The sequence below is a fragment of the Streptomyces sp. NBC_01210 genome, from assembly GCF_036010325.1.
Lineage (GTDB): Bacteria > Actinomycetota > Actinomycetes > Streptomycetales > Streptomycetaceae > Streptomyces.
In genome coordinates, this window is the sequence record NZ_CP108549.1 from 3,324,853 (window position 1) to 3,345,398 (window position 20,546).

At 69.1% G+C, this 20,546-nt stretch carries 18 protein-coding genes and 1 tRNA gene; 5 read left to right on the forward strand and 14 right to left on the reverse strand.

Translation table 11 applies throughout. From position 1 onward, the window contains the following. Nucleotide 1 precedes the first annotated feature (1 nt). The gene (locus OG735_RS14960; RefSeq protein ID WP_327328320.1) at nucleotides 2-1,603 is read right to left on the reverse strand and encodes a dynamin family protein; all 1,602 of its coding nucleotides are present in this window, start codon (nucleotides 1,601-1,603) and stop codon (nucleotides 2-4) included. A 318-nt stretch (nucleotides 1,604-1,921) separates the two neighbouring features. On the opposite strand from OG735_RS14960, the gene OG735_RS14965 reads away from it, so the two are divergent. After that, nucleotides 1,922-1,994 (forward strand) — tRNA-Arg (locus OG735_RS14965). Nucleotides 1,995-2,293: 299 nt separating this feature from the next. Here OG735_RS14965 and OG735_RS14970 read toward each other — a convergent pair. The 3 genes from OG735_RS14970 to OG735_RS14980 are packed head-to-tail and all read right to left on the reverse strand — an operon-like array spanning nucleotide 2,294 to nucleotide 3,871. After that, nucleotides 2,294-2,713: an arsenate reductase ArsC gene (locus OG735_RS14970; protein WP_327323670.1), complete on the reverse strand. Its 420-nt coding sequence runs from the start codon at nucleotides 2,711-2,713 to the stop codon at nucleotides 2,294-2,296. A gap of 28 nt (nucleotides 2,714-2,741) precedes the next feature. After that, complete coding sequence (locus OG735_RS14975) at nucleotides 2,742-3,488, reverse strand: MIP/aquaporin family protein (protein ID WP_327323671.1); 747 nt, start codon at nucleotides 3,486-3,488, stop codon at nucleotides 2,742-2,744. After that, on the reverse strand, nucleotides 3,485-3,871 hold the full coding sequence (locus OG735_RS14980) for an ArsR/SmtB family transcription factor (protein WP_327323672.1): 387 nt from the start codon (nucleotides 3,869-3,871) through the stop codon (nucleotides 3,485-3,487). The genes OG735_RS14975 and OG735_RS14980 overlap by 4 nt, the downstream gene beginning before the upstream one ends. Before the next feature lie 101 nt (nucleotides 3,872-3,972). Between OG735_RS14980 and OG735_RS14985 the strand changes: the two genes are divergently transcribed. Then, nucleotides 3,973-4,482: an ArsI/CadI family heavy metal resistance metalloenzyme gene (locus tag OG735_RS14985; protein WP_327323673.1), complete on the forward strand. Its 510-nt coding sequence runs from the start codon at nucleotides 3,973-3,975 to the stop codon at nucleotides 4,480-4,482. A gap of 734 nt (nucleotides 4,483-5,216) precedes the next feature. Here OG735_RS14985 and OG735_RS14990 read toward each other — a convergent pair. The 5 genes from OG735_RS14990 to OG735_RS15010 form a co-directional block, all read right to left on the reverse strand. Then, nucleotides 5,217-5,657 carry a VOC family protein gene (locus tag OG735_RS14990; protein ID WP_327323674.1) on the reverse strand — a complete coding sequence of 147 codons (441 nt, stop codon included), beginning with the start codon at nucleotides 5,655-5,657 and terminating at the stop codon, nucleotides 5,217-5,219. A gap of 475 nt (nucleotides 5,658-6,132) precedes the next feature. After that, nucleotides 6,133-7,671, reverse strand: a complete 1,539-nt coding sequence (locus tag OG735_RS14995) for a DEAD/DEAH box helicase (RefSeq protein WP_327323675.1) — start codon at nucleotides 7,669-7,671, stop codon at nucleotides 6,133-6,135. A gap of 288 nt (nucleotides 7,672-7,959) precedes the next feature. Further along, nucleotides 7,960-8,163 carry a cold-shock protein gene (locus OG735_RS15000; protein WP_165245126.1) on the reverse strand — a complete coding sequence of 68 codons (204 nt, stop codon included), beginning with the start codon at nucleotides 8,161-8,163 and terminating at the stop codon, nucleotides 7,960-7,962. A gap of 326 nt (nucleotides 8,164-8,489) precedes the next feature. Beyond that, on the reverse strand, nucleotides 8,490-8,960 hold the full coding sequence (locus tag OG735_RS15005; RefSeq protein ID WP_327323676.1) for an anthrone oxygenase family protein: 471 nt from the start codon (nucleotides 8,958-8,960) through the stop codon (nucleotides 8,490-8,492). Between the two features lie 199 nt (nucleotides 8,961-9,159). After that, on the reverse strand, nucleotides 9,160-10,749 hold the full coding sequence (locus OG735_RS15010; protein ID WP_327323677.1) for a vWA domain-containing protein: 1,590 nt from the start codon (nucleotides 10,747-10,749) through the stop codon (nucleotides 9,160-9,162). A 533-nt stretch (nucleotides 10,750-11,282) separates the two neighbouring features. Between OG735_RS15010 and OG735_RS15015 the strand changes: the two genes are divergently transcribed. Continuing rightward, nucleotides 11,283-11,885, forward strand: coding sequence for a DNA-binding response regulator (locus OG735_RS15015; protein WP_327323678.1), 603 nt, complete (start codon nucleotides 11,283-11,285; stop codon nucleotides 11,883-11,885). A gap of 86 nt (nucleotides 11,886-11,971) precedes the next feature. Here OG735_RS15015 and OG735_RS15020 read toward each other — a convergent pair whose 3' ends face one another. Together OG735_RS15020 and OG735_RS15025 are read right to left on the reverse strand one after the other, a co-directional pair. Beyond that, entirely contained in the window at nucleotides 11,972-12,832 is an 861-nt protein-coding gene (locus tag OG735_RS15020; RefSeq protein WP_327323679.1) for an ABC transporter permease, read from the reverse strand. Next, complete coding sequence (locus tag OG735_RS15025; RefSeq protein WP_327323680.1) at nucleotides 12,829-15,618, reverse strand: alpha/beta fold hydrolase; 2,790 nt, start codon at nucleotides 15,616-15,618, stop codon at nucleotides 12,829-12,831. Before OG735_RS15025 ends, OG735_RS15020 begins: the two co-directional genes overlap by 4 nt. Before the next feature lie 145 nt (nucleotides 15,619-15,763). On the opposite strand from OG735_RS15025, the gene OG735_RS15030 reads away from it, so the two are divergent. Together OG735_RS15030 and OG735_RS15035 are read left to right on the forward strand one after the other, a co-directional pair. Next, nucleotides 15,764-16,180: a GNAT family N-acetyltransferase gene (locus OG735_RS15030; RefSeq protein WP_327328321.1), complete on the forward strand. Its 417-nt coding sequence runs from the start codon at nucleotides 15,764-15,766 to the stop codon at nucleotides 16,178-16,180. Nucleotides 16,181-16,390: 210 nt separating this feature from the next. Further along, the gene (locus tag OG735_RS15035) at nucleotides 16,391-17,578 is read left to right on the forward strand and encodes a S8 family peptidase (RefSeq protein ID WP_327323681.1); all 1,188 of its coding nucleotides are present in this window, start codon (nucleotides 16,391-16,393) and stop codon (nucleotides 17,576-17,578) included. 142 nt (nucleotides 17,579-17,720) lie between these two features. On the opposite strand, the gene OG735_RS15040 is transcribed toward OG735_RS15035, so the two are convergent. The 3 genes from OG735_RS15040 to OG735_RS15050 form a co-directional block, all read right to left on the reverse strand. Beyond that, a complete protein-coding gene (locus tag OG735_RS15040; RefSeq protein WP_327323682.1) occupies nucleotides 17,721-18,524 on the reverse strand; it encodes a DUF2637 domain-containing protein in 804 nt (267 codons plus the stop codon). A 92-nt stretch (nucleotides 18,525-18,616) separates the two neighbouring features. After that, nucleotides 18,617-18,742: a hypothetical protein gene (locus OG735_RS15045; RefSeq protein WP_327323683.1), complete on the reverse strand. Its 126-nt coding sequence runs from the start codon at nucleotides 18,740-18,742 to the stop codon at nucleotides 18,617-18,619. A 295-nt stretch (nucleotides 18,743-19,037) separates the two neighbouring features. Further along, entirely contained in the window at nucleotides 19,038-20,537 is a 1,500-nt protein-coding gene (locus OG735_RS15050) for a CoA-acylating methylmalonate-semialdehyde dehydrogenase (RefSeq protein WP_327323684.1), read from the reverse strand. Between the last annotated feature and the right edge of the window lie 9 nt (nucleotides 20,538-20,546).

Genomic DNA, 20,546 nt, shown 5'->3' on the forward strand with positions numbered 1-20,546 from the left:
GTCACCTCTCCTTCTGCAGTACGGACAGCGCGGCGATCAGCTCGGCCTGCGGTTCAGGGGTCAAATCGAGTGCGTCGAGGGGTGCGAGGCGGCGGTCTCGTTCGCTGTGCAGTACGTCGTCGATGTACGTCGTCACCAGCTCGCCGCCCTTGTCGCGCAGCCGCAGCGCGCCCTGGGCCCCGATCCGCTCGGCGAGCCGCTCCCCCGCGCTGCGGGCCCGGCGCCCGCCGAGCAGCGTGGCTGCGAGGAGCGCGGCCACCGTCTCGGGGTCGGACGCGGCGGTCCGCTCCAGCCTGCGTACCTCTTCCTCGGCCAGCTCCTCCAGGACGCGCCGCCAGCGGCGTACGGCGATGCCGATCCGCTCTCCCGACTCCAGGTCCCGGCGCCCCTGGACAATGAGCGCTTCCGCGGCCGGCTCGCGCCGCCAGGCCTCCTGGACATGCTCTTCGGCGGCGGCGACGGCGCACTGGAGCAGCGCCGAGAGACTGGCGACCAGGGAGTCCAGCAGTTCGCCCGCGGAACTGTCGCGCGGAAAGCTGCGCCAGCGGGTCCGCGCGTCCCCGGCGAGCACGGCACCGGCCCGGAGCCGCTGGCGTACCCGTTCGCCCTCCTTCTCGTACGCCTCCTCGACCGCACCGGTGAGCCGTACGGCCGCCGTGTACTGGGCGGCCACCGCGCCCGCGAGCGCGGGCATCCGCGCATTGAGCGAGTCGATCACGCCCGCCGCGGTACGCCCCACGGTCTGCTGTCTGGCCGCGGGGTCCTGCGCCCGGTGGGCGAGCCAGCTGAAGAGCGGGCTGACGGCGGTGGTGGGCAGCAGTCCGTTGCCGCCGCCCGCCGACTCGGGCAGCTCCGGAATGGTGAACCGCGGCACCTCGCCGAGGCCGGCTTTTGTCAGCAGCGCCGCGTACTGCCGCGACACGTCCGTGATGACCTGGTGCGGCACCCGGTCGAGCACCGTGACCAGCGTGGCGTCGTACTCCTTCGCGGTACGCAGCAGATGCCACGGCACGGCGTCGGCGTACCGCGAGGCGGTGGTGACCATCACCCAGACATCGGCGGCGCAGATCAACTCGGCGGCCAGCAGCCGGTTCTCCACGACGAGCGAGTCGATGTCGGGGGCGTCGAGCAGCGCGAGCCCGCGGGGCAGCGTCGCGGCGGTCTCGATCCGCAGCGAGTTCTCCTCCTGGGCCTCGCGCGCGCCGTCGTCGGGTCCTTCGGTCTCGTCCTGCGGCGGCAGCCATACGCGGGTGAGCTGGGGCAGCACGCGCATCCCGGCGAACCAGTGGTGATCGTCGGGGTGGCATACGAGCACGGGCGTACGCGTGGTGGGCCGCAGCACGCCCGCCTCGCTGACCCGCCGCCCCACAAGGGAGTTGACGAGGGTCGACTTCCCGGCCCCGGTGGAACCGCCGACGACCGCGAGGAGCGGCGCTTCGGGCTCCTTGAGCCGGGGCACGAGATAGTCGTCGAGCTGCGCGAGCAGCTCGGTGCGCGTCTGCCGGGCACGCGGAGCGCCGGGAAGAGGGAGGGGGAGACGCACGGCGGCGACACGGTCGCGGAGGGCGGAGAGTGCGTCGATCAGCTGAGGCCGTACATCCAAGGTCACCACATGCGAAGAATGCCCAACTTTGGCTGCTTTTTGAAGCGTATGGGGCTCTCTGCGCGCCGATCGGACAGACGGGACAGACGGGATGAGTGGGGCGCAGGCATAACGAGTGCACAACACCCGTGATGTGAGACGTCAAAAGCGGTGCGGGAATCGCACCTGCCTGCGATTATCGGTTCGCTTCACCGAACCTCCACATCGTGCCACGCAGGTGAAGCAACCGGGCCAAGGCGATCGGAGCCCTATCCTTGTGTCCGGCAAGGTCACGGAACCACCCGACCCGGGGCTCCAGGCCACCGAGGCCACCATTCGGCCCCCGTAGCTCAGTGGATAGAGCAGGCGCCTTCTAAGCGCTTGGCCGCAGGTTCGAGTCCTGCCGGGGGCGCACAGCCCGCACAACCGACAGACCCTCCGCCCCGGAGGGTCTTTTTGCTGGTCAGGGGCACCATAGCGGGCTTGGGGTAGCGGACGCGTAAGCGCCGGACCGCCCTCCGGTGATCATGAGGGTGGTCCGGCAGTGTCCGGCTGTCACCGGGTTTCTGCGGGTGGCCCTGTCGAATACGTGTCGAAGTTTTCGCGGGGTGGCTCAGCGATCTTCCGTACCGGGCAGGACACCGGCCAAAGCCGCTACGCCGCCCTACCGTCGTTGCAGCATGCAGACGGTCCGTACCGGAACGTCGCGGGTTATGCCCGTGTCTGGATGCCGAGTTCGGACAGCAGTCCGCGGATGCGCTGCTCGATCTCGTCGCGAATCGGGCGGACAGCGGCCACGCCTTGGCCGGCGGGGTCGTCGAGCTTCCAGTCGAGGTAGCGCTTGCCGGGGAAGTAGGGGCAGGCGTCGCCGCAGCCCATGGTGATCACCACGTCGGAGGCTTGCACAGCTTCGGGGGTGAGGATCTTCGGCTTCTGGGCGGAGATGTCGATGCCGGACTCTCGCATGGCTTCGACCACCGCAGGGTTCACGGTGTCGGCCGGTGCGGAACCGGCGGAGCGGACTTCCACCTGCTTGCCTGCGAGGTGGGCGAGGAACGCGGCGGCCATCTGCGACCGGCCCGCGTTGTGGACGCAGACGAACAGCACAGAGGAGGTTTCGGGAGCGCTCACGTGCGGATCTTCCTTCGTTGGGTAGGGTTCAGCGGCCGGAGGCGGCGAGTTCGGGCTCACCGTGGGCGACGATCACGTCGTCCGCAGCTGGGCGGGATCGGCCGAACAGCGCGGCGACCAGGACGACGCCGACGACCGCGCCGACGAGTTGGGCTGCGGTGAACGGCGGTACGGAGGCGGGGGCGATCCCGGCGAAGGTGTCGGTGAAGGCGCGGCCGATGGTCACTGCCGGGTTTGCGAAGCTGGTGGAGGAGGTGAACCAGTAGGCCGCCCCGATGTAGGAGGCGACCGCGACCGGGCCGATGCGCTGCTGTCCCGTGCGAGCCAGTCCGAAGATGAGGAGGACCAGGCCCGCGGTGGCGACGACCTCGCCGAGCCACAGGTGACCGGCGGATCGGTCGTGCGTCGAGAACCGTACGAGGGGCTCGGCGAACATCGCGTCCGCCAACACCGCACCGCCGATGCCACCGGCCACCTGGGCGGGCACGTACGCCGCCACGTCCCGCAGCGTGAGGCCGTCCTCGCCTTGGCGGCCGGTCCACCAGGCGGCCAGCGTGACGACCGGGTTGAAGTGGGCGCCGGAGACCGGGCCGAGCAGGGCGATCAGCACGCCCAGACCGAAGACGGTTGCCAGCGAATTGGCCAGCAGTTGAACACCGACATCGCGCGTCAGCTCGGTCGCCTGGATACCGGAGCCGACCACGACGGTCACCAGGGCCGCGGTGCCCACCAGCTCGACCAGGACGCGGCGTCCGAGCGAAGGGGAGTCGGTCATCCCGCGACTCCGACAGTAACGGTGCCGGCCGGAGTCTGGAGCAGAGCGGAGAGCCTGGCGAGAGCGGCGGGCAGCACCCAGTAGTAGACCCAGGTCCCGCGTCGCTCCGAACCGACGAGGCCCGCCTCGCGCAGCACCTTCAGATGGTGGGAAATCGTCGGCTGCGACACGTCGAACGGACCGATGAGGTCACACACGCAGGCCTCGCCACCGTCGTGCGAGGCAATCAAGGACAGCAGGCGAAGACGCACCGGGTCGGACAGCGCCTTGAACATCCGGGCCAGGTCAACGGCGGCTTCCGCCCCCAGCGGCTCGCGGACCATCGGCGAGCAGCAGACCGACTGATCGTCCTGTCCGAGCACGGGAAGCTCTGATTTCGACATGCGTCTATGTTGACAGTCATCTATCTGAGTGGCAACCTCGACTTCATCGAGCTGTATCGATGAACGTCGATTCAGCACCGGATCAGGACCAGGAGACAGCCATGTCCCGCGTTCAGCTCGCCCTGCGCGTCAACGACCTCGAAGGCTCCATCGCCTTCTACTCCAAGCTCTTCGGCGTGGAGCCCGCCAAGCTCCGCCCCGGGTACGCGAACTTCGCGATCACCGAGCCCCCACTCAAGCTCGTCCTGATCGAGGGCGAGGCCGGCGAAGACACCCGCCTGGACCACCTCGGAGTGGAAGTGGAGTCCACCGAGCAAGTCACCGCCGCGACAGGCCGACTCCAGGAGGCAGGCCTCGCGACATTCGAGGAGAACGACACCTCCTGCTGCTACGCGCTGCAAGACAAGGTCTGGGTGACCGGACCAGGCAAGGAACCGTGGGAGGTGTATGTCGTCAAGGCCGACGCCGACAACCTCGACAAGAGCAGCGAAAGCGCACCAGATGCCTGCTGCGGCACCACCGGCTGCTGCACCCCCGAGGAGCAGGCCATCGACCCGAACCAGACCCTGGCGGAAGCGAAGGCCACCGCCGGATGCACCTGCGGCAGCTGACCTACCGCGTACGACCCCGGGCACGCGCAGAGGACCGACCGATCCGTACGGCAGACCACGACTACCGTCGCACCACCAGTGCAGTTCCAGGGTCCTGCGCTGGGCGCCGGCCGTCGGGGCCGCTGTCGCCGGTCTAGGTGATCGAAGCGCGACCCAGTCGCCCGCATTGCCCGTCATACCAGGTCAGCGGGCACCCCGGGACCACCGAGGACGTCTCAGACACCTTGAGCGTCACCCCTTACGGGAGCTGCACCTCAGAGAGCCTCTTTCGAAGGCGTGAGCGGCTCGCCCGACTTACGTACTACGGGCAGGACACTCCAGGGGAAGTTGCTCCACTTGCCGTTGGCCGCACCCAAGCGTGTTCGATGGAGCGGTAACCGCCAGGGCACAGCGGGTACCACCAGGGCACAGCGGGTACCAATGGCCACCCATCGTCGAGGGGCTGTGCAGCACAGCAGGGAAGTACCGCAACCACAGCGACCGACCGCGGCCGGTAGCGTCCCCCGGGACCGTGAAGCGACCGGTATGACCGTCGCTGACCGACCCGGATAGAGCTACGGATTAGAAGGTCTCTGACATCCACGGCTGACATCAATGGCGCCGGACGGAGGCGTACCCCAGCGTCCCTGTCCGGCCGTCGTGTCAGTGAGCAGTGGCAGCCGGAGCAGGCCCGGATCGAACTCCGAGGTCCATCTCATGGCTTCCGTTCGGCTGCATGGTTCGGTTCCTCCTTCTCAGCGCAGTTGCTCGGCCAGTCCGACGATGATGCCCTCCGGGCCGCGGAGGTAGCAGAGCAGATAGCTGTCCTCGAACCGGGCGATCTCGCCGACCAGTTCGGCGCCGTGAGGGCGCAGGCGGGCTACGGTGTCCTCGACGTCGTCGACGGCGAACATGACGCGGTGCGTGCCCAGAATGTTGTGCGGCCGGTTGCGCGGCCCGGCGCTGATCACCGCGGGGCTGCGGTACTTCGCCAGCTCGAGCCGGCTGTGACCGTCCGGGGTCCGGACCATCGCGATGTCACAGCGGACGCCGTCGAGTCCGGTGCACTGGTCGGCGAAGGGGCCCTCGACCTCCGCCCTGCCCTCCAGCTCCATACCGAGTTCCACGAAGAACGCGATGGCGGCATCCATGTCCTCGACGACGATGCCGACGTTGTCCATCCGCTGAATCGCCATGCTGGTTCTCCTTCTTCCTCGTGCGGCCGGTGGTGGCCGCTGATGTCCCTGGGACGGAGCCGGTGGCACGTTCTCGACATCCGCAGACCGTCCACCTGCGTCGGTGGAACCCCCGTCGTTGAGCCAGGTGGTCAGGTGGCACCTGTGACGCCGGTCGTACACGCGTTTGCCAAGTCGAGAAGCGGACTCGTCCGGGGTCAGGACTCTCTGTCGGGCCCGAGCCATTGCGGTTTTCACAGCCGCACGATTCGGTACGCGCCGCGCGGGCCCGGCGGGCAGCTACGGACACGGTCATGAGTGCGATCCAGGCTCTCCCCGGCCAGGAGCCGGCCAGCCGCTGCAACGAGCTGTCACAAGCCGCATAGACCTGGGGCCCGTGCACCCGGCCCTCGACGAGGAGATGGACCGCGCAGGTCGTGATCTGCCCTGACCAGTACCCGGTGAGGGACCCCGCCCGGGGTCCCTCAGTCGAGTGCTAGGCGGCGCGACGGACCCGTGCGGCCTTCCGGGCCTCGGCGGTCTGGCGGGCCTCGGCGGACCGGCGGGACTCGCTACCGGCGCGGCCGGGCCGACCCGGGCGGGTGCCCCGGCCGCGGAACGGGGCGCCGCCGCGCTTGGGGCGCTCCGTGACGGGTGCGCTGACGGTGATGGGGATGCCGGAGGGGGGCTGGGCGCCGGTGATGCGGCTGAGTTCGGCTTCGCCGGAGCGGACGTGGGTGGTGTGCGGGGTGATGCCGGCGTCTGCCATGAGGCGTGCCATGTCGCGGCGCTGGTTGGGCAGGACCAGGGTGACGACGCTGCCGGACTCGCCGGCGCGGGCGGTGCGGCCGCCGCGGTGCAGGTAGTCCTTGTGGTCGCTGGGCGGGTCGACGTTGACGACGAGGTCGAGGTTGTCGACGTGGATGCCGCGGGCTGCGACGTTGGTGGCCACCAGCGCGGTGACGTGGCCGGTCTTGAACTGGGCCAGGGTGCGGTTGCGCTGGGGCTGGGACTTGCCGCCGTGCAGCGCGGCGGCGCGTACGCCGCTGTTGAGCAGGTGCTTGGTGAGCTGGTCCACGGCGTGCTTGGTGTCCAGGAACATGATCACGCGGCCGTCGCGGGCTGCGATCTCGGTGGTGGTGGCGTACTTGTCGGCGCCGTGGACATGCAGGACGTGGTGCTCCATCGTGGTGACCGCGCCCGCGGAGGGGTCGACGGAGTGGACCACCGGGTCGTGGAGGTAGCGGCGCACCAGCAGGTCGACATTGCGGTCCAGGGTGGCCGAGAACAGCATCCGCTGGCCCTCGGGGCGTACCTGGTCGAGGAGTTCGGTGACCTGGGGCATGAACCCCATGTCGGCCATCTGGTCGGCTTCGTCCAGGACGGTGATGTCCACCCGGTCCAGACGGCAGTCCTTGCGCTCGATAAGGTCCTTGAGGCGGCCCGGCGTCGCCACCACGACCTCGGCCCCGGCGCGCAGCGCACTGGCCTGGCGGCCGATCGACATACCGCCGACCACGGTGGCCAGTCGCAGCTTCAGCGACCGGGCGTAGGGGGTGAGCGCGTCGGTGACCTGCTGAGCCAGCTCGCGGGTGGGAACCAGGACCAGCGCCAGCGGCTGACGGGGCTCGGCACGCCTGCCCTCGGTACGGGCCAGCAACGCCAGACCGAAGGCGAGCGTCTTGCCCGAACCGGTACGCCCGCGGCCCAGCACGTCCCGACCGGCCAGGGAGTTCGGCAGCGTCGCCGCCTGGATCGGGAACGGCTCGTTCATGCCGAGGCCGGTGAGCGTCTTCAGCAGCTCGACCGGCATGTCGAGTTCGCCGAAGGTCGCGGCCGCGGGGAGGGCCGGTGTGATGGTGACCGGCAGCGCGAACTCGCCCTGCCGCGCGGCGGGACGGCGCCCGTAGCCGCCGGAACGGTTGCCGGGGCGACCCTGGCCCTGCGGGCGGAAGCGGGCGCCCCGGTCGGAACCGGCGGAGCCACCCTTGCGGGGGTTGGAGAAACGGTCGTTCGTGCGAACTGAGCGGTTCATGGAGAACCTTCCTCGATATGGCACGTATCGAGGAATTCTCGGCAGGAATGAGCCGAATGAATTGCAAGAACGAGCCGAATAAAAGACTGAAACGAACCGGCCGCACCGGCGCAGAAAATAGCGACGCCTGGCATCAGGCCGCCAGGGATCCACAGGATGAGGCGGCTGGGGCCGGATCATGGGGGCGCGGGCAGACCATTACGGGGCGTCGCGCAAACCCTGCAAACAGCAACGAGCTGGGGCCCGCACCCCAAGGTGCGCGCCCCAGCTGCGTCGTGCGTGTCAGCGTCAGGCGGGAACGATGTTCTCCGCCTGCGGGCCCTTCTGGCCCTGCGTGACGTCGAAGTTCACCTTCTGGCCTTCCTGAAGCTCACGGAAGCCCTGGGTGGCGATGTTCGAGTAGTGGGCGAAGACGTCGGGGCCGCCGCCGTCCTGCTCGATGAAGCCGAAACCCTTTTCCGCGTTGAACCACTTGACGGTGCCAGTAGCCATGTCATATCTCCTTCGGGGCAGTGCCCGGGGTTCGCACGGTGCGAACCCTGGCGTCGCCGCGATGATTACCCCGTCCGGAAAACATCACCGAAAATACAAAAGTGCCCGATGGCATAAAGCCATCAAAGGCACTTGAAGTCTATGGGAACCACAACTGCAACTGGGATCAACGGTAGCACGGCGCGAGCATCCGAGCAGGGCAGGTACTACTTTTTCGGCCGTCACCCCCATGAACGCTCGGCACACACCGCGCAAATTTCTGAACCTGCTGCGACAGATATTCGCTGCAGCAGAAGCAAGTGGGGGCCGGATGTCGGCGTACGAGGCTACAGCGCGGCAGTGACCAGCAGCGCGAACGATGCGAGCGTGAACAGGGTCCGGATCAGATGGAAGAGGTTCCAGCGGGACTCGAAGGCGGCGCGCGCCTGACCGGTGGGGACAGCCGGGGAGGCCGACTCGGCCGAGGCGAGGGCGTTGTTCAGCGGGATGTTGCCGCCGATGGTGATGAGGTTGTTGAGGACCGCGCAGACCAGGCCCGCGATGATCAGGCACCGCTGGGTGTCCGTGCGGCCGTCGACCGGGACGGCGAGGGCCGCGGCCGGGAACACCATGATCGCGAGGAAGACCAGAACGAACACGGCGCGCGGCACGGTCTCGTTGATGCGGTTCATGGCCGGCACGAACTGGTCGTCCGACAGCCGGGCGAGCGCGGGCATGATCCCGGTCTGGAAGATCAGCATCATGCCCGCGTACAGGCCTGTGGAGATGATGGCTAGGGCGAGCAGAAGAGTGGCCATGGCGCACATCATGGCGGGGTGGGGCGGGCGATGCAGCAACCTTGCGGTGCGGACACTGACGGATCCGTGAGGGAAAGCCTCCGCCCCCGCCGCAGGCGGGACGCCACAGCCCCGTCCCCGGACTCCTGACTCCTGACTCCTGACTCCTGACATCGGACATCGGACATCGCAGTGCGGAGGGCGCCCGTGGACCCCACGATCAGTCCCTCAGCCGCTGCGCCTGCCCGATCGCGTCCGCCAGCTGGTGCACCGCGCTGTCCTCCGTCGAGCCCGCCAGCTTCCTGGCCCGTTCGGCGAGTTCACCGAGCCCCGGCGCGCCCGGCATCGAACCGCCCCGCAGCGACTCGGCGAAGTACGCCGCGACCGCGGTGACCTGGAACCTCTTGGAGGCGCCGTCCCACAGCGCGCCGTCGACCGCGTCCGCCTCGACCGAGCCCGTCTGCTCGTGCGGCGCCCGCGTATTGGGGTCGAGCCAGCGCACCGTAGCCGTCGCGAGATGGCCACTCGCACCTTCCCGGAGCCGTACGGCATAGAGCGCCGTCACCGTGTGACCGGGGCCGATCTCGCCGCCGTCCACACGGTCGTTACGGAAGTCCTCGTCCGCGACCGCGCGGTTCTCGTACCCGATGAGCCGGAACTGCTTGACGGTCTTCGGATCGAAGGCCACCTGCGCCTTGGCGTCCCGGGCGCGCAGTTCGACATGGGTGGGCAGCTGGTCGACGAAGACCTTCCTGGCCTGCTCGCTGGTGGAGACATACGTGGTGTGCCCGTCGCCCTTGTCCGCGAGCCGCTCCATCAGCGCATCGCCGTACTGGCTGCCGACACCGACGCCGAAGAGCGTGATGCCGTACTCGCGTCGGGCATCATCGATCCGGCCGAGGATCGCGTCGGCATCGGTCTCGCCGGTGTTGGCGAGTGCGTCGGAGAGCAGGACGACGCGGTTGGTGGCTCCGCGCCTGCGCCCCTCGACGGCCTCGTCGTAACCGGCCCGTACGCCCGCCTCCACATTGGTGGAGTCGGTCGGCTCCAGGCCGTCGATCACCGTGTGGATACGGTCGCGGTTGTCGTCGATCCGGGTCATCGACAGCCGTGTCTCGGCCTCGTCGCTGAAGGTGACGATGGCGATCGAGTCGTCGTCGCGCAGCGCGTCGGTGAGAATGCCCAGCGACTCCTTCACCAGGTCGAGCCGGCCGGGCTCGGCCATGGAGCCGGAGATGTCGATCACGAAGGTGAGGGCCGCGGGCGGCCGTTCGCCCTTGCGGTCGGAGGGGCGGGTGGAGAGTCCGACGCGTACGAGCGACCAGTCCTCGCCGCCGGCCTCGCCCTCGGCGCTCCGGGGACGCGCACCGTCGACCGTCACCGAGAAGCCGTTGCTCTTCGGCCTCGGATAGTCCTGGCGGAAGCTGTTGATGAACTCCTCGGGCCGGATGTCGGCCCGCTTCGGCCGTTGCCCGTCGCCAAGCGTGCGGCGGGCATAGCCGTACGAGGCGGTGTCCACGTCGAGCGCGAAGGTCGACAGATAGTCGGCCGCCGGTGTGGACTCCTGGAACTCATCGCCGCGCCGCTCCGCCTCCTTCGCACCGTCCGTCCCGGCTGCGGGTGCTCCTCCGCCGCCGTCCGGCGCTCTCGGCGCGGGTGCCGGCTTCGCGCCGTCGTGCGCCCGCTGTTCGGCTCCGCTTCGGGAGGCCCGGTTGTCCTGGCCGCTTCCACTGCAGCCGGTGGTGAGCAGCATGCCGCCGGCCAGAACCGCGGCCAGCGCTCCCCTGTACGTCCTTGCGCAGAGCTTCATCTGGGCTCCCCTGGATCGTCAGCACTTGTGAATGTGACGTTCGAGGAGGCCCGAAGGAGCAGACGAACGAGTTGCGGATCAATCTCAATGCGGCAACGGCGGGCGGAAGTTGCCCCGGCCGGGAGGGCAACCCCCTCAGTGGCTCAAGGGCTCGCTCAGCTCTCTTCCCTGCTCGCTCTGCGACTCTCGTGCCTCAAGCGTGCCCCGCCCCGGCGTCGGAACCGAAGGGACTGGCAAGGACTCGCCAGTCCCTGAGCAGCCGCTTGTCACCATGCGCTGCCATATGCGTTCATGGAGTGGCGCACGGCTCCGAGGGGACGGACCGCGCGGATCGTCAGGCGGTTTGACACACGGCCTGGCAGGCGGATTGACGGGGGTGATCGGCCATGGTCGTGGGGATGGTTCCGGGCTCCGTGCTCGGCCGGGAGGTTTCGCGGCAAGTCCCACGGGAGGTTTCGCGGGACGTTTCAAAGGAGATTTCGCGGGCCGTCCTGCGGGAGGTGCCGGGGCAGCCGGTTCACGGAGTGGCACAGGTGAAAGCGGCCCTGACCAGCCTGGTCCGCTCCGCTCGCCATGAGCTCCTCAGCTTCGACAATCCGGCCGGCGCACTGGGCCACGGCATCCCGGAGCCCTTCCTGGAGTTCGCCGGCGCATGCGTGCGCACGGCCGCTGCACAGACCGCGACGGTACGGCGGATCGCACCCCGGCACGGGCTGACTCATCTCACGGCACCCTGGCTCAGTCCCGGCGCGGCCCGGGTGACCGACTCGATCCCGTTCAAGATGCTCGTCGCGGATCGTACGGTCGCGGCCGTCCCCCTCGATCTCGAACTGCACTACAACGGCCTGCTGCTGATCCGCGATCCCGTTGTCGTCCAGGCCCTGGTCCGTGCGCACCGCTCCTGGTGGGACACCGGCGACGATCTGACCGGCCAGGCCATACCCGGCGCCTTACCCGTCCATCTGCAGCCGGTCCTGCAGGCCCTGCTGGCCGGGCTCACGGACGAGACGGCCGCAACCCGGCTCGGCATGTCAGGGCGTACGTACAGCCGCCGCGTCGGTCAACTGCTCACCGCCCTCGGCACGACGAGCCGCTTCCGGGCGGGAGCGGAAGCGGCTCGTCGGGGCTGGGTCTAGCAAGAGCCCGGCCTCCTGCGGCACGTCCTGCGACATCTCCTGCACGCCTCGTACGGCATGTGGCACGGCATGTCCTGCGACATCTCCTACGACACGATGTCCTTGCGGGAGAAGTTCCGGAAGGCAAGCGCGAACAGCACCAGGGCGTAGGTCACCGAGACCGCCGCGCCCTTCACCATGCCGTTCCACTCCAGCTGTGGCTGCAGCGCGTCGATCCAGGCGAACTGCCAGTGCGCGGGCAGCACATCACGCCACGAGCCGAGGGCGGTGACCGCGTCCAGCACATTGCCGATGATCGTCAGACCGACCGCTCCGCCGACCGCTCCGAGCGGGGCGTCGGTCTTGGTGGAAAGCCAGAACGCAAGCCCCGCCGTGACCAGTTGGGAGACAAAGATGAACGCCACGACCAGGGCAAGACGCGCCACGGTGTCGCCGGCGGCCAGGGAGCCGCCACCCGTGGGAAGCTTCAGCGGGCCCCAGCCGTACGCCATGGTCCCCGCCGCCAGACCGACCAGCGGCAGCAGCACCATGGCCGCCGCGCTGAAGCCGAGCGCCACCGCCAGCTTGGACCACAGCAGTCGGGAGCGCGGGACGGGTGCGGCCAGCAGATAGCGCAGAGAGGACCAGCTCGCCTCCGAGGCCACGGTGTCCCCGTGGAACAGCGCCACCGGCACCACCAACAGGAAGCCCGCCGAGACGAACAGACAGGTGGCGGCGAAGTTCGCGCCGGACGCGGTGGCCGTGTCCATCAGGGTCACCCGGCTGCTGTCCCCACCGTCCGGCGTGCCGCCGATCGCGAAGGCGGCGATCAGGATGAGGGGCAGCGCGGCAAGGATCCCCGCCATCACCAGCGTCCGCCTGCGCTTCAGCTGCCGTACGGCCTCGACACGCAGCGGCAGCGTGTGCCGTGCCCGGTAGCCCGGGGCCGACTCGACCAGCGTGCTCATGCGGAACCTCCGATCAGGGTGAGGAAGGCGTCCTCCAGGCGGCGATGCGGGCCGACACCCGTCAATGGCACGTCCAGCCGGACGAGTTCGGCGATCATGCCGGTGGCGGTGGCTCCGTCGAGGCGTACGAGCAGTCCTTCGTCCGTACGGGACGCGGAACCGATACCCGGCAGTGCGGCGATCTTCTCGATCAACGGCTCCGGCACGCCCTCCGTCGTGGTGACCAGCAGGGTGTCGCTCTCGCCGGTGATCTCCGCGACCGGTCCTGCCTGCACCAGCCGCCCGCGGTCCATGACCACCAGATGCGTGCAGGACTGCTCGACCTCTGACAGAAGGTGGCTGGAGACGATGACGGTCCGGCCTGCGGCCGCGTACCGGATCATCACGTCCCTCATCTCGCGGATCTGCGGCGGGTCGAGGCCGTTCGTCGGCTCGTCGAGGATGAGCAGATCCGGCATGCCGAGCATGGCCTGAGCGATGGCGAGGCGCTGGCGCATGCCCTGCGAGTAGGTGCGTACGGCGCGGGCGAGGGCATCGCCGAGGCCGGCGATCGCCAGGGCCTCCTCGATATGCGCGTCGCTCGCGGGGCGGCCGGTGGCCCGCCAGTACAGCTCCAGGTTGTCGCGTCCCGAAAGATGCGGCAGGAAGCCCGCACCCTCGACGAACGCGCCGACCCGGGAGAGGACCGGTGCGCCGGGCCTGATGGCGTGGCCGAAGACACGGATCTCGCCGTCGTCCGGCCGGATGAGACCCATCAGCATGCGCAGGGTGGTGGTCTTGCCCGCGCCGTTGGGGCCGAGGAGGCCGAGTACCTGGCCCTTCTCGACGCGGAAGGAGAGCTCCCGTACGGCGTACCGGTCGGCGGACCTGGAGTACCGCTTGGTCAACCCGGTGATCTGCAGGGGCACTTCGGCGAGCTCGGGGTCGGGTGCCGGAGCGACCGCACGGCGACGGGCGGTGATCAGCAGGCCCGCCGCCAGCAGGGCGCCCGTGGCAGGGAGGACCCAGGTCCACCAGGGCAGTCCCGCGGCCTGCGTCTTCACGGCGGGCGCCGTGGGCACAGCCAGTGCGCCGTTGCCGAGGAGTTCGACGGTGTACGCGGCAGGGGCGGCCGGAGACGCATAGCCGAGGTCGGTCGCGGACAGGACCAGGCGCAGCCGGTGCCCGGCGTCCACCTCGTGGTCGACGGCCGGCAGGGTCAGCTCGACGTCCTTGCCCTGCTCGGCACCCTCGACCCGGACCGGCGCGACGAGCTGGGACGGCAGCACCTGCTCACGGCCGTTGGGCCCGACGTCGTACACCTTCCCGAACAGGACCGCTTCGCCCCTGTTCGAGGTCACCTTGAGCCTGACGGTCGGCGAGCCGGTGATCCGCAGCGACTCGGCCAGCGGCGCGGAGTCGAAGCGCGCGAACTGTCCGGGGAAGTCCAGGGAGAGTCCGAGGCCGAGAGAGGAGAGCTGGGTGAGACCGCCGCTGAGGCCGGGGACGGCCGAGATGGCGGGCGGGTTGGCGCCGGCCGGATTGGCGAAGGTCTGCGCGCGGCCGTTGAGCGTGACCGGTCGCGCGCCGCTGCCGAGCCCCGGATAGCCGTTGCCGGTCGCGCCGCGCAGCAGGGCCTGACCGTCGGTGGAGTCGACGCCTCCGGTCCGGCTGACGCGGAAGGCGGGCCCGGTGTCCACGCCCTTGTCCTGCTTGAGATACCGGTTGAACCAGTCGCTGATACGGCCCTCGACGCGGCCGGTCTCCCGGTCGCCGCCGTCGTGGCCGCCCGCGATCCAGTCGACGGAGACGGGCGCGCCGTTCGCGCTGATCTTCTTCGCCATGGCGTCGGCGTGCGTGAGCGGGAAGAGCGAGTCGGCCTGGCCCTGCACGATGAGCGCGGGCACCTTGATGCGGTCGCCGACGGCGGAGGGGCTGCGGGCTTCGAGGAGCGTACGGGCGGCGGCGTCGGGCCTTCCGGCGACGGCGACGCGCTCGTACATGGCGCAGAGCGCAGGCTCGAAGCGCCCGCAGCCGCTCGGGTCGGCGGGGACCGCGGCACCGGCCGCCTTGGCCTTGGCCGGATCCGCCTTGGCCGCGTCGCCGTGCGCCGCCGCCCGACCCGCCGGTGCGTCCGGTGCGGACTCATCGGCCGGGGGTTCCGAGCCCGTACCCGCCACCGAACCCGCCGAGCCCGTCGAGCCGGTCGAGAAGAAGATCCCGGCCCAGAGCTTCTTGAAGACACCGTTCGGGAAGAGTGCGTCGGCCAGGTTCCAGTAGGTGATCTGGGGTGCGATCGCGTCGACCCGCTTGTCGTAGCCGGCCGCGAGGAGCGAGATCGCCCCGCCGTACGAGGCGCCGGTGACACCCACGCGCGGATCGCCGTCCGCATCCAGCTGTACCTCGGGACGCTCCGCCAGCCAGTCGATCAGCCGCGAGACGTCCTTGACCTCGAAGTCCGGGTCGTTGAGCCCGATCTTCCCGGTGGAATCGCCGAAGCCGCGGGCGGACCAGGTCAGCACGGCGTATCCGTCGCGGGCCAACTGCTCGGCCTGGGCGCGTACATCGTCCTTGCTGCCGCCGAAGCCGTGCCCGAGGAGAACGGCGGGCCTGCGGTCCTTGCCGCCCGTCGTGAAGTAGGAGGTGTCGATCCTCGCCCCGGGCATCTCCTGCACCCGGTCCTCACGGTGCACAGACGGTGCGCTGTCATCAGCGACCGCGGTCCAGGTGCCCGCGCCGCCGAGGACGGCGAAGGCGGCGACGCCTGCGAGCCATCGGCCGCGCGGCCGGGGAAGTCGGATCTGCATGCTTGAAACCCTAAGCGGATCCCCTGTGCCGTCTCGGCTGCCGCCAGGGGGAACTCACGAGCCTCCGCAAGTAGTACGGAGTACGGTCGCCGTACACCAGACGCGGTATGCGCCCCTGGGGGAAGGGACCCGCATGGACCTCCAAATGGACATCCGGCGCGCGACGACCGTGTCCGAGCTCATCGCGGCCGAGCATCTCTACGACGGACCCGCCCGGGCGGAGTGGGCCGAGCGTTTCCTTGCCGCCGCCGGGCATCTGATGCTGATCGCGTACGTCGACGGGGCGCCGGCCGGGATGGTCTCCGGCATCGAGATGCTCCACCCCGACAAGGGCACGGAGATGTGCCTGTACGAGCTGTCGGTGGACACGGCGTACCGCAGACGCGGTATCGGGCGGGCGCTGACCGAGGCGCTGATCGAGGTGGCGCGGGAGCGGGGCTGCTACGACATGTGGGTCGGCGTGGACACGGACAACGACCCGGCGCTGGCGACGTACCGGTCGGCAGGGGCGGCGGACGACGGGGTGTTCGCGATGCTCACCTGGGAGTTGCCCGCCTGCTAGCGGACACGTCCGTTGCCCTGGCTGTCCCTTGGGCGGTTTTGCGAGCAACCTCCCGGCCGGACGGGTGTTCACAATGTGTGGGTCCGTCATGCAGTAAGTGGCGATGCTGTCTTGTTTCGCACATCACGTCACGAGACGCTGGTCAGCGCATATGCAGCTCCTGGCACCATGCACTCCCGTACTTGTCCGTTAACGGTCAACGAAAGGTAGGTGCACGAGATGAAAGCCACTGCCCGACGCTTCGGGGCGCTGATACCCGCAATCGCCCTAGCCGCCGGTCTCCAGTTCGCCACCTCCCCCACCGCGCACAGCGCGCCCATCGGCGATCTTCGTCTCGCTCCCACTGCAACTGCCGTACAGAACAGCTGGATTGTCGTCCTGAAGGACGGCACCACGCGTGCCGCCGATCTGGGCGTCACGCCGAACCACACCTACCGCAACGCCCTCCAGGGCTTCTCCGCGTCGATGTCCGACGCAAAGGCCGCAAAACTCTCCGCCGATCCACGCGTGGCGTACGTCCAGCAGAACGCCACGGTCCGCATCAACGAGACCCAGAACAGTGCCACGTGGGGCATCGACCGCATCGACCAGCGGAATCTGCCGCTGTCGAAGACGTACACCTACAACACCAATGCGTCGAATGTGACCGCGTACATCATCGACACCGGGATCCGCACCTCCCACAGCGAGTTCGGCGGCCGCGCGAGCGTCGGCACGGACACGGTGGGCGGCGGCCAGAACGGCCAGGACTGCAACGGCCACGGCACGCATGTCGCCGGCACGGTCGGTGGCAAGACGTACGGCGTCGCCAAGGGCGTCAAGCTCGTGGCCGTACGCGTCCTGGACTGCCAGGGCTCCGGTACAACGGCCGGGGTCATCGCAGGCATCGACTGGGTGACCGCGAACGCGAAGAAGCCGGCCGTGGCGAACATGAGCCTGGGCGGTGGCGCGGACGCGGCGCTGGACAACGCGGTGAAGAAGTCCATCGCATCGGGCGTGAGCTACTCGATTGCCGCGGGCAATGGCAACTTCCTCGGTCTGCCGATGAACGCGTGCAACTACTCGCCGGCCCGCGTCCCCGAGGCGATCACGGTCGGCGCGACGGACAACACGGACCGGCGGGCGTCGTTCTCCAACTACGGCACCTGCCTGGATCTGTTCGCGCCGGGCGTGAACATCACCTCATCGTGGAAGGACAGCGACACGGCGACGAACACGATCTCCGGCACCTCGATGGCCACCCCGCACACAGCGGGCGTCGCGGCGCTGTATCTGGCGACCCACGCCACGGCGACCCCGGTTCAGGTCCGGGACGCGCTGGTGAACGGCGCGACGAGCGGCAAGGTCCAGGACCCGCGGACGGGTTCGCCGAACAAGCTGCTGCATTCGCTGTTCTAGCCGATCCGTTCCAGCCGATCCGTTCCAGCCGATACGGTGTTCCAGCTGAGCTGCTGCTGCCCGAGGAGCTCCTGCCCATCCGGGCAGGGCGCTCCTCGGGCAGTAGCCTGCTCGCCACGTTTTCTGCCGGCTTGTCCTGCGCCTACAGCGACTCCGAATGGTCAGGACTTGAGCAGGGTCGTGCGGACTTGCACCAGAAACCCACCTCGCGGCGGGCCGGCCGGGTGAGCGTGATGTGGCGTACGAGCTGGTGGAAGCAGGCCATGGTCGCGATGGCGGGGAGAGCGGCGACGCCCGCTCCACTGAGGGTCCTGGGCGCCGCGGCGATGCACGTAAGCGCGGCGAGCACACAGAAGAACAGGGCGATGGCCCAGGCGTGGGGAGCGCGGCGGCGGTGCAGCGTGGCTCGCAGGATCGAGAGCGACGCGACCGTCCATGGTCCGTACACCAGCGCCGGCCACCAGGGCGAAAGACTGTACGCGGCACCAGGGGCAGCGGCATGCCGCAGGATTTCGTGAGTGAGCAGGCACCCGAGGACGCTCACGACGGCAATGATGACCACACTCACCGTTGCGATGGCGTAGTTCAGGGACTGGTTGCGGACGAGCTTCCACGCTCTCGGCTTCACCTTGTGCATCGGGCGCCGGCGGTGGCAGGACGGGCCGATCGTTGGGGGCCGCCGCAGGTCCATTGCGGGCGGCGGCAGTTCCACGGGGTCGGGCGTTTCCTGCAGCAGCTGCGTCAGTTCGACGTCCGGTTCCCAGCGCCCCTGCAGGACGTCGAGGTCCGGAGCAGAGAATGGTTCCTGCCCGAACGCGGAACCGTAGCCGTTCCACTGGTCGGCGGAACTGTAACCGTCCCACTGACCGGAGAGGGCTGCGTACGCGTCGTCGTACTGCTCAGCAGGAGTGCCGTACGCCCCGAAGTGGTCATGCCTGTCATACATGTGATTCCTACCGTGGACGATGTCCAGTGGTGGTGGCAATTGCGGCTCCGGCAGGGGGCCGCGGCGGAAGTGTGCGACCCCATGCGGGGCGGTCACGCGGGGAAGCGGCGGGTGTAATCGGCCTGGATCAGGTCCATGGCCGCCATGAAGTCCGCCAGTTCCGCGGTGCACTCCCGCGGGCGGACGAGAGCGACGGCACCTTCCCTACTGGTGCACATGGGCCACAGAGACAATCCCTCGGCACGTGGGTTGAGCGACTTGGGCTGTGAAGTTGGCGTGGTCACAGCCCTCTCAACGACGAACGCGCCCCCATCGCTATCGGCCACACGAATGAACCAATAAATAGGAAATGGGTGAAATATACAGTCCACGGCGCGTCGACGACCCCGAAGTGCCGTCGCACATGAAGTGCGGGCGCGCCGCTGTGGGCGAGTTGGCCGCGCCGTACGGAGAAGGCGCGGCCCGTACGGATGCAGAATTCCGTACGGGCCCGGTGCCTGTCGACTGTTGCTGTCAGTGGTTGCGCGGGAAGCCCAGGTCCACGCCGGTCGGCGCATCCGACGGGTCCGGCCAGCGGGTGGTCACGACCTTACCGCGCGTGTAGAAGTGCACGCCGTCGTTGCCGTAGATGTGGTGGTCGCCGAAGAGCGAGTCCTTCCAGCCGCCGAAGGAGTGGTAGCCCACCGGCACCGGGATCGGGACGTTCACGCCGACCATGCCCGCCTCGATCTCCAGTTGGAAGCGGCGGGCAGCGCCACCGTCACGGGTGAAGATCGCGGTGCCGTTGCCGAAGGGGGAGGCGTTGATCAGCGCCACGCCCTCCTCGTACGTCTCCGCACGCAGCACACACAGCACCGGGCCGAAGATCTCGTCGCGGTAGGCGTCGGAGTCGGTGGAGACGTGGTCGAGGAGCGACAGGCCGATCCAGTGGCCGTCCTCGAAGCCGTCGACCGTGTGGCCCGTGCCGTCCAGAACGACCTTCGCACCCTGCGCCGCCGCGCCCGTGACGTACGAGGCGACCTTGTCGCGGTGAGCCTTGGTGATCAGCGGGCCCATCTCCGACGTCGGGTCGTCGCCGGGGCCGATCTTGATCTTCTCGGCGCGTTCGCGGATCTTCTCCACCAGCTCATCGGCGATGGAACTGACCGCGACGACCGCGGAGATGGCCATGCAGCGCTCGCCGGCCGAGCCGTACGCCGCCGAGACCGCGGCGTCCGCGGCCGCGTCCAGGTCCGCGTCCGGGAGCACCAGCATGTGGTTCTTCGCGCCGCCGAGCGCCTGGACGCGCTTGTGGTTGGCGGAGGCGGTGGTGTGGATGTAGCGGGCGATCGGGGTGGAGCCGACGAAGGAGACCGCGCTGACGTCCGGGTGCGCCAGCAGCGCGTCGACCGCGATCTTGTCGCCGTGGACGACATTGAACACGCCGTCGGGCAGCCCGGCCTCCGAAGCCAGCTCGGCAAGGAGGTTGGCGGCCGACGGGTCCTTCTCGCTCGGCTTCAGTACGAAGGTGTTTCCGCAGGCGATGGCCAGCGGGAACATCCACATCGGCACCATCGCCGGGAAGTTGAACGGCGTGATGCCGGCGACGACACCGAGCGGCTGACGGATCGAGGAGACGTCGACCCGGCTTGCGACCTGGGTGGACAGCTCGCCCTTGAGCTGAGTGGTGATACCGCAGGCGAGCTCCACGATCTCCAGGCCGCGGGCGACCTCGCCGAGCGCGTCGGAGTGGACCTTGCCGTGCTCGGCGGTGATCAGCGCGGCGATATCGTCGCGGTGTGCGTCGAGGAGTGCGCGGTAGCGGAAGAGGATCCCGGTCCGCTGCGCGAGCGAGGACGTGCCCCAGGTCGCGTACGCCGACCGCGCCGCCGTGACGGCCGCGTCGACCTCCTCCACCGAGGCCAGGGCGACCTGGGTGGTGACGGCGCCGGTCGCAGGGTCGGTGACCGGGCCCCAGTTGCCTGACGCACCTTCGACGGTCTTGCCACCGATCCAGTGGTTGACGGTCTTCATTTCGTGCTC